At 73.7% G+C, this 7,750-nt stretch carries 9 protein-coding genes; all 9 read left to right on the top strand.

Annotated features, from left to right (window positions below; all coding sequences use genetic code 11):
- The first annotated feature begins 183 nt into the window (after positions 1-183).
- The 9 genes from ABZ857_RS42835 (at position 184) to ABZ857_RS42795 (ending at position 7,742) form a co-directional block, all read left to right on the top strand.
- Positions 184-1,119 carry a carbamate kinase gene (locus tag ABZ857_RS42835; protein WP_357056308.1) on the top strand — a complete coding sequence of 312 codons (936 nt, stop codon included), beginning with the start codon at positions 184-186 and terminating at the stop codon, positions 1,117-1,119.
- Positions 1,119-2,225, top strand: a complete 1,107-nt coding sequence (locus ABZ857_RS42830) for a ring-opening amidohydrolase (RefSeq protein ID WP_357056305.1) — start codon at positions 1,119-1,121, stop codon at positions 2,223-2,225. Before ABZ857_RS42835 ends, ABZ857_RS42830 begins: the two co-directional genes overlap by 1 nt.
- 36 nt (positions 2,226-2,261) lie before the next feature.
- Positions 2,262-2,831 carry an SseB family protein gene (locus tag ABZ857_RS42825; protein WP_357056302.1) on the top strand — a complete coding sequence of 190 codons (570 nt, stop codon included), beginning with the start codon at positions 2,262-2,264 and terminating at the stop codon, positions 2,829-2,831.
- 102 nt (positions 2,832-2,933) lie between these two features.
- Entirely contained in the window at positions 2,934-3,632 is a 699-nt protein-coding gene (locus ABZ857_RS42820; protein ID WP_357056299.1) for an A24 family peptidase, read from the top strand.
- Positions 3,633-3,723: 91 nt separating this feature from the next.
- Positions 3,724-4,902 carry a chorismate synthase gene (gene aroC, locus ABZ857_RS42815; RefSeq protein ID WP_357056297.1) on the top strand — a complete coding sequence of 393 codons (1,179 nt, stop codon included), beginning with the start codon at positions 3,724-3,726 and terminating at the stop codon, positions 4,900-4,902.
- Between the two features lie 14 nt (positions 4,903-4,916).
- On the top strand, positions 4,917-5,429 hold the full coding sequence (locus tag ABZ857_RS42810) for a shikimate kinase (RefSeq protein ID WP_357056294.1): 513 nt from the start codon (positions 4,917-4,919) through the stop codon (positions 5,427-5,429).
- Positions 5,426-6,502, top strand: a complete 1,077-nt coding sequence (gene aroB / locus ABZ857_RS42805) for a 3-dehydroquinate synthase (protein WP_357056291.1) — start codon at positions 5,426-5,428, stop codon at positions 6,500-6,502. The genes ABZ857_RS42810 and aroB overlap by 4 nt, the downstream gene beginning before the upstream one ends.
- A complete protein-coding gene (aroQ, locus tag ABZ857_RS42800; RefSeq protein ID WP_357056288.1) occupies positions 6,499-6,933 on the top strand; it encodes a type II 3-dehydroquinate dehydratase in 435 nt (144 codons plus the stop codon). Before aroB ends, aroQ begins: the two co-directional genes overlap by 4 nt.
- A gap of 14 nt (positions 6,934-6,947) precedes the next feature.
- Positions 6,948-7,742 (top strand): SGNH/GDSL hydrolase family protein, encoded by a 795-nt coding sequence (locus ABZ857_RS42795; RefSeq protein WP_357056311.1) that lies wholly within the window; start codon positions 6,948-6,950, stop codon positions 7,740-7,742.
- Positions 7,743-7,750 lie beyond the last annotated feature (8 nt).

The raw sequence follows: 7,750 nt of genomic DNA, 5'->3' as shown, positions 1-7,750 counted from the left end.
CCCGAGGGCCTGCGGGGGTGGTGTTTTGTGGTGGGGCGGCGGGGGGGGGGGGCCCCCCCGCCCCCCCCCCCGCCGCCGTTTGCTCTCCTCGTCGCGGAGCTTGGTGAAATCTGCCCATGGATGCGGCAGGGGTGGGCGAGACTCGCCAATGAAGGCCCGGGTGGGGCTGGATAGTTTCCGGATGTGGGCGGACGCGTACTGATCGCACTCGGCGGCAACGCCATGACGGCTCCCGACGGGAGCGCGTCCCCGGCCGACCAGCAGCGGGCGATCGGCGAGGCGATGGCCCATGTGGCCGCGCTCAGCAGGGCCGGGCACGAGGTGGTGCTCACCCACGGCAACGGCCCCCAGGTCGGCAACCTCCTGCTGAAGAACCAGCTCGCCGCCCACGTCGTGCCGCCCGTCCCGCTCGACTGGTGCGTGGCCCAGACGCAGGGCACGATCGGCACGCTCATCATGAACGCCCTGCAGCGCGAGCTGGGGCACGCGCGGGTGGCCACCGTCGTCACCCGCACGCTCGTGGACCCGGCCGACCCGGCGTTCCAGGACCCCGTCAAGCCGATCGGGCGGTACTTCGGGGAGGACGAGGCGCGCCGTTTCGAGCGGCACGGACAGGCCTGGCGGCGCTTCGAGCGCGGATGGCGGCGGGTGGTCGCCTCGCCGCGGCCCGTGGAGATCCTGGACGCCCCCGCCGCCGTCGCGCTCATCGGCGCCGGATTCACGGTCGTCGCCGCGGGGGGCGGGGGAGTGCCGGTCGTGCGCGGCGCGGACGGCACGCTGACCGGGGTCGAGGCCGTGATCGACAAGGACCTCGCCGCCGCCGCGCTGGCCGCCGCCGTCGGCGCCACCGACCTCGTGATCGCGACGGACGTGCCGAACGCCGCCGTGGACTTCGGCACGCCCCGCGCCCGCCCGATCGGGGAGATCGACGTCGCCGCCCTGCGTGAGTTGCAGGCGGCCGGCCACTTCGCCGGGGGCAGCATGGGGCCCAAGGTCGAGGCCGCCCTGGGCTTCGCCGAGGAGACCGGGGGACGGGCCGTGATCACCTCGCTGCACCACATCGGTGCCGCACTGTCAGGAAATATCGGTACGAGGGTGTACAGAGGGGTGGAGAGATAGTGCCGGATCCGATCGAGGTACGGAAGGTCCCCATCGAGAGCGTCACCGACGCCTCCGGGCTGGCGAGGCTGATCGACGACGGGGTGATCGAGGCCGACCGCGTGCTGGCCGTCATCGGCAAGACCGAGGGCAACGGCGGCGTGAACGACTACACGCGGATCCTCGCCGACCGGGCCTTCCGAGAGGTGCTCGTGGCCAAGGGCACGCGCACCGCCGAGGAGGTCGCGCAGGTGCCCCTGGTGTGGTCCGGCGGCACCGACGGCGTGCTCAGCCCGCACGCGACGATCTTCGCGACCGTCGATCCGGCCACCGCCGTACGGACCGACGAGCCGCGGGTGAGCGTCGGCGTGGCGATGAGCGAGGTGATCCTCCCCGAGGACATCGGCAGGCCCGCCATGGTCGAGAAGGTGGCCGCCGGGGTGCGCGAGGCGATGAAGATCGCGGGGATCGACGACCCGGCCGACGTCCACTACGTGCAGACCAAGACGCCGCTGCTCACGCTGTCCACGATCACCGACGCCAAGGAGCGCGGCCAGACGGTCGTCACCGAGGACACGCTGAAGTCGATGGACATCTCCAACTCCACCACGGCGCTCGGCATCGCGGTCGCGCTCGGGGAGATCGAGATGCCCTCGGCCGAGCGGATCCACAAGGACCTGTCGCTCTACTCGTCGGTCGCCTCGTGCTCCAGCGGTGTGGAGCTCGACCGGGCCCAGATCGTCGTGGTGGGCAACGTACGCGGGATCGGCGGGCGCTACCGCGCCGGACACTCGGTCATGAAGGACGCCCTGGACACCGACGGGATCTGGGAGGCCATCCGGAGCGCCGGGATCGACCTGCCCGAGCGCCCGCACCCGGCCGACCTCGGCGACCGGCTGGTCAACCTGTTCATCAAGTGCGAGGCCGACCCGTCGGGCCGCGTACGGGGGCGGCGCAACATCATGCTCGACGACTCCGACGTCCACTGGCACCGCCAGATCAAGGCGACCGTCGGCGGGGTGGCGGCGAGCGTGACCGGCGACCCGGCCGTGTTCGTCTCCGTGGCGGCGGTGCACCAGGGCCCGTCCGGCGGAGGTCCCGTCATCGCCGTCGCCGACCTGGGCTGACACCCCCGGCATGGCCCTTGGGTAGGGTCGGGAGACATGCCAGCGATTCCGCAGCCCCTGCGCCCCGACGACGACGGCGCCACCGACGCCTCCGTCGCATCGGCGCTGTCGGCGTTCCAGGCCGGCACGGCGACGGCGGCCGACGTCCTGGCGGCGCTCGCCGGGACCAGGCTGCTGGTGCCCGTGGTCGCGCTGCTCACCGAGTCGGAAGTGGGGGAGCACGGCCTGCGCCAGGAGAAGGAGAGCGAGATGGCCCTCCCGAAACTGGTCGGCAAGGACGGTCGTGAGGCCGTGCTCGCCTTCACCGGGACCGAGCCGATGCGCAGGTGGCGCGCGGACGCCCGGCCGGTGCAGGCCACCGCCCCGCAGGTCTGCCAGGCGGCGCGGCACGAAAGCGCCGCCGCCGTGGTGGTGGACGTGGCCGGGCCGGTCCCGTTCGTGATCGAGGGCGGCATGCTGCAGGCCCTCGCCACCGTGGAGGAGGCCAGGAGGGACGCCTCCGCGGTGGACCGCCTCGCCCGCGAGGTGCCGGGCGCCACGGTGGCCCGGCTGGGGACCGGGGAGGAGAGGCGCCGCGCCCGCTGGTGGAGCCGCCGCCGCGCGTGACCGCACGGCGGGCGATGGCCGTGTCGTCCACAGGGAGGCGGTCGTCCACAGGGGAGGGCGCACCACGGGCCACGGCGGCGTGCGGGCGTTAGTGTCGGCCGCGTGTCCCTCGTCGTCCTCGCCGCCGCCGTCCTCGGCCTGATCGCCGGAGCGTACGCCCGGGCGGTCGCCGCGGGATTCGAACCACAGCCAGGAGCTCATGCGGGAGCGCGGCCGGGCGGGGAACCGGCGGACCCGCGCGGCGAGGCCCTTGCGGCCTTCGCGGCGGCGGCCCGCGCCGTGCCCCTGCCCCGGCCGCCGTACCTGGTCGAGGGCGCGGCCGCGCTGGCCGCGGCGCTGGCGGCCTGGCGCGTCCACGACGGCTGGGTGCTCGCGGCGTGGCTGTACGCGGTGGTCGCCGGCGCCGCGCTCGCGGAGATCGACCGGAGAACCTGGCGGCTGCCCGACGCCATCACGCTGCCGTCGTACCCGATCCTGCTGGGCCTGCTCGCGCCGTCGGGCCGGCTGCTGCCCGCGGTGGCGTCGGGCTGCGCGCTCGGCGCCGTCTACGCCGTGCTGTGGTTCGCCCGCCCCACGGGCCTCGGGCTCGGCGACGTGAAGCTGGCCGGGCTGATCGGCCTGCTCGCCGGCGCGCTCGGCGCGCAGGCCACGATCGTCGCCGGGATGGCGGGTCAGGTTCTCGGCGCGTTGTACGCCGTGGTGCTGCTCCTGGCCCGCAGGGCCACCCGCACGACCGAGTTCCCGTTCGGCCCGTTCATGCTCGCGGGCGCGCTTGTGGCGCTGGCTTTTCCGGGGATATAGCACGGGCCGATTCCTGTTCTGGGGCACCCGCCTACGGTCAAGGGGGTGTCAGGGGGCGTCGCACTGGGGCGCACATGGAAGACTTGTCACCATGCTGCGCTGGTTGACCGCCGGGGAGTCCCACGGCCCCGAGCTTCTCGCGATCCTGGAAGGCCTGCCCGCCGGTGTGGAGGTGACCACCGCCGACCTCGCCGAGGCGCTGCGCCGCCGCCGACTGGGATACGGCCGGGGGGCGCGGATGAAGTTCGAGCAGGACGAGGTGACGATCTCCGGAGGCGTACGGCACGGCCGCACGCTCGGCTCGCCCGTCGCGATCCGCATCGGCAACACCGAGTGGCCGAAGTGGGAGACCGTGATGGCCGCCGACCCGGTGGACCCGGCGGTGCTGGAGGGCCAGGCGCGCAACGCGCCGCGGTCCCGCCCCCGCCCCGGCCACGCGGACCTCGCCGGCATGCAGAAGTACGGCTTCGACGACGCGCGGCCGGTGCTCGACCGGGCCAGCGCGCGGGAGACGGCCGCCCGGGTGGCGCTCGGCCAGGTCGCCCGCTCCTTCCTCAAGCAGGCCCTCGGCGTCGACATCGTCAGCCACGTCGTCTCCATCGGCGAGGCGAGCGCGCCCCGCGACGTGCTCCCCGGCCCCGGCGACATGGAGGCGGTGGACGCCGACCCGGTGCGCTGCGTCGACCCGGCCGCGAGCGCGGCGATGGTCGCCGAGATCGACAAGGCGCACAAGGACGGCGACACCCTCGGCGGCGTGGTCGAGGTGGTCGTCTACGGCCTGCCGCCGGGCCTCGGCAGCTACACCCACTGGGACCGGCGCCTCGACGCCCGCCTCGCCGGGGCGCTCATGGGCATCCAGGCGATCAAGGGGGTCGCGGTCGGCGACGGCTTCGAGACCGCCCGGCGCCCCGGCTCGCGGGCCCACGACGAGATCGAGAACACCCCCGAGGGCGTGCGCCGGATCACCAACCGGGCCGGCGGCGTCGAGGGCGGCATGACCAACGGCGAGCCGCTGCGGGTCAGCGCCGCGATGAAGCCCATCTCCACCGTGCCCCGCGCGCTCGCCACGGTCGACGTGCTGACCGGCGAGCCGGCCAAGGCGCACCACGAGCGCTCGGACGTCTGCGCGGTCCCGGCCGCCGCGATCGTCGCCGAGGCGATGGTGGCGCTGGTGCTCGCGGACGCGGCCGTCGAGAAGTTCGGCGGCGACTCCGTGGAAGAGGTCGCGCGCAACCTGGCGGGCTACCTGTCGTCCCTGGTCATCAAGTAATAGGGTTTGTGATCATGCAATCGGCGCCCCAAGGCCCCGCCGCGGTCCTCATCGGCCCGCCCGGCTCGGGCAAGTCCACGGTCGGGCGGCTCCTCGCGGACCGCCTCGGCCTGACGTTCCGCGACACCGACGCCGACGTCGAGGCCGTCGCCGGCAAGTCCGTCAGCGACGTGTTCGTGGAGGACGGCGAGGAGAGGTTCCGCGAGCTGGAGGCGCAGGCCGTGCGCGAGGCGCTGGAGACGCACCCCGGCGTGCTCGCGCTCGGCGGCGGCGCGATCCTGCACGAGCACACCCAGAAGCTGCTGTCCGGGCACCGGGTCGTGTATCTCCAGGTCGGGCTCGACCAGGCGGTCAAGCGGGTCGGGCTCGCCTCGGCCCGGCCGCTGCTGGTGCTGAACCCGCGCAGCCGGCTCAGGCAGCTGATGGAGCAGCGCCGCCCGATCTACGAGGGCCTCGCCGCGGTCACCGTCGCCACCGACGGCCGCGAGCCCGAGGACGTGGCGGCCGAGATCGAGGCGGCGCTGTGACCGCGACACGCATCACCGTGCGGGGCGAGAGCCCCTATGACGTCGTCGTCGGCACCGGTGTGCTGCCGGAGCTGCCGGGCCTGCTGGACGCGAAGGTGCGCACGGTCGCCGTGATCCACCCCGCCGGGCTGCCCGAGATCGCCAGGCCGGTGCGCGAGACCCTGGAGGGCGCCGGGTTCGAGGTCGTCGCCCTGCCCGTCCCGGACGGCGAGGAGGCCAAGACCGTCCACGTCGCGGCCGAGCTGTGGTCGGCGTTCGGCCGGTACGGCATCACGCGTTCCGACGCGGTCGTCGGCGTCGGCGGCGGAGCGACCACCGACCTGGCCGGATTCGTGGCCGCGACGTGGCTGCGCGGCGTCCAGGTCGTCCAGGTGCCGACCACGCTGCTGGCCATGGTCGACGCGGCGGTCGGCGGCAAGACCGGCATCAACACGCCCGAGGGCAAGAACCTCGTCGGGTCCTTCCACCCGCCGAAGGGCGTGCTGTGCGACCTGGGCACGCTGGCGAGCGTGCCGCGCGAGGACTACGTCGCCGGCCTCGCGGAGATCATCAAGGGCGGGTTCATCGCCGACCCGACGATCCTGATGCTCGTCGAGGACGACCCCGCCGCCGCCCGCACCCCCGAGGGCGAGCACACCCGCGAGCTGGTCGAGCGCAAGATCAGGGTGAAGGCCGACGTCGTCGGGGCGGACCTGCGCGAAAGCGGCCTGCGGGAGATCCTCAACTACGGCCACACCCTCGGCCACGCGATCGAGCGGGTCGAGGACTACGGCATCAGGCACGGTGAGGCGGTCGCCATCGGGCTGGTCTACGCCGCCGAGCTGTCCCGGCTCGACGGGCGCGTCGGCCGCGACGTCGTGGACCGCACCCGCTCGATCCTGGAGTCGGTCGGGCTGCCCACCTCCTACCGCGCCGACGCCTGGCCGCGGCTGCGCGAGCACATGCGGGTGGACAAGAAGGCCAGGGGAGCCGTTCTGCGGTTCGTCGTGCTCGACGGCATCGGCAGGCCCGCCCGCCTGGAGAACCCGTCCGAGGAACTGCTCGAAGCCGCGTACCGGGAGGTCGCCCGATGAGGCAGGTGCTCGTCCTGAACGGACCCAACCTGGGGCGTCTCGGCAGCCGGGAACCCGACGTCTACGGCGCGCAGACCTTCGACGACCTGGCTGCCCTGTGCCGCGAGATCGGCCGCGAGCTGGGCCTGTCGGTGGAGGTCAGGCAGACCGACGACGAGGCCGAGCTGGTGGGCTGGATCCACGAGGCGGCCGACGGCAAGACCCCCGTGGTCCTCAATCCCGCCGCCTTCACCCACTATTCGTACGCGTTGCGCGACGCGATCGCGCAGCGTACGGCTCCGCTGGTCGAGGTGCACATCTCCAACCCGAACGCGCGGGAGGAGTTCCGCCACACCTCGGTCGTGGCGGCGGTGGCCACCGGGACGATCGCGGGGTTCGGCATGCGGTCGTACGAGCTCGCGCTCCGCGCGATCGCCGACATGGGCGAGTGACGAAAGAAGGGATCATGGGCTACCGGTCGTTCGTGGCCGTCGGAGACAGCTTCACCGAGGGGCTCAACGACCCCCTCCCGGGCGCGCCCCCGGCGGCGCCGGGGGAGGTGGTCCGCTACCGGGGCTGGGCCGACCGGGTCGCCGAGCGGCTGGCCTTACTCGAGCCGGACTTCCGCTACGCCAACCTCGCCGTGCGGGGGAAGCTGATCGACCAGATCGTCGCCGACCAGGTGCCCGTGGCCGTCGAGCTGAAGCCCGACCTGATCAGCTTCTGCGCGGGCGGCAACGACCTCATCCGCCCCGGCAGCGACCCCGACCAGATGGCCAAGAAGCTCGCCGCCGCCGTACGCGACCTGCGGGCCACCGGCGCGGACGTCGTGCTGTTCACCGGCACCGATCCCCGGGACACCCCGATCATGCGCCGGGTGCGCGGCCGGTTCGCGATCTTCTTCATGCACGTCCGCTCGATCGCCGACCTGTACGGCTGTCACCTGGTGGACATGTGGTCGATGCAGGGACTGCGGGACTGGCGGGCCTGGAGCGACGACCGGCTGCACATGAACGCCGAGGGCCACCGCCTGGTCGCGGCCCGGGTCCTGCATGTGCTGGGCGTGCCCGGCGAGGACGACTGGCGCAAGACCTGGCCGCCCCGCGAGAAGGTCGACCCGAGGGCCAAGCGCCGCGAGGACGTGCAGTGGCTCAGGGAGCACTTCGGCCCGTGGATCGGGCGGCGCCTTCGCGGCACGTCCTCCGGCGACGGCCTCGCCCCCAAGCGGCCCGAGCTCGGCCCGCTGCCCCCTGCTTCCTAACCCGCGCT

Origin of the sequence: Microbispora sp. NPDC046933 (assembly GCF_040644635.1) — a bacterium.
Lineage (GTDB): Bacteria > Actinomycetota > Actinomycetes > Streptosporangiales > Streptosporangiaceae > Microbispora.
The sequence above is the reverse complement of the archived record's forward strand: the minus strand, read 5'-3'. Positions and strand labels throughout refer to the sequence as shown.

Coding starts and splice junctions, on each gene's coding strand:
- ABZ857_RS42825 (WP_357056302.1), top strand. CDS start 2,262: ATGCCAGCGATTCCGCAGCCCCTGCGCCCCGACGACGACGGCGCCACC.
- aroC (WP_357056297.1), top strand. CDS start 3,724: ATGCTGCGCTGGTTGACCGCCGGGGAGTCCCACGGCCCCGAGCTTCTC.
- ABZ857_RS42810 (WP_357056294.1), top strand. CDS start 4,917: ATGCAATCGGCGCCCCAAGGCCCCGCCGCGGTCCTCATCGGCCCGCCC.
- aroQ (WP_357056288.1), top strand. CDS start 6,499: ATGAGGCAGGTGCTCGTCCTGAACGGACCCAACCTGGGGCGTCTCGGC.
- ABZ857_RS42795 (WP_357056311.1), top strand. CDS start 6,948: ATGGGCTACCGGTCGTTCGTGGCCGTCGGAGACAGCTTCACCGAGGGG.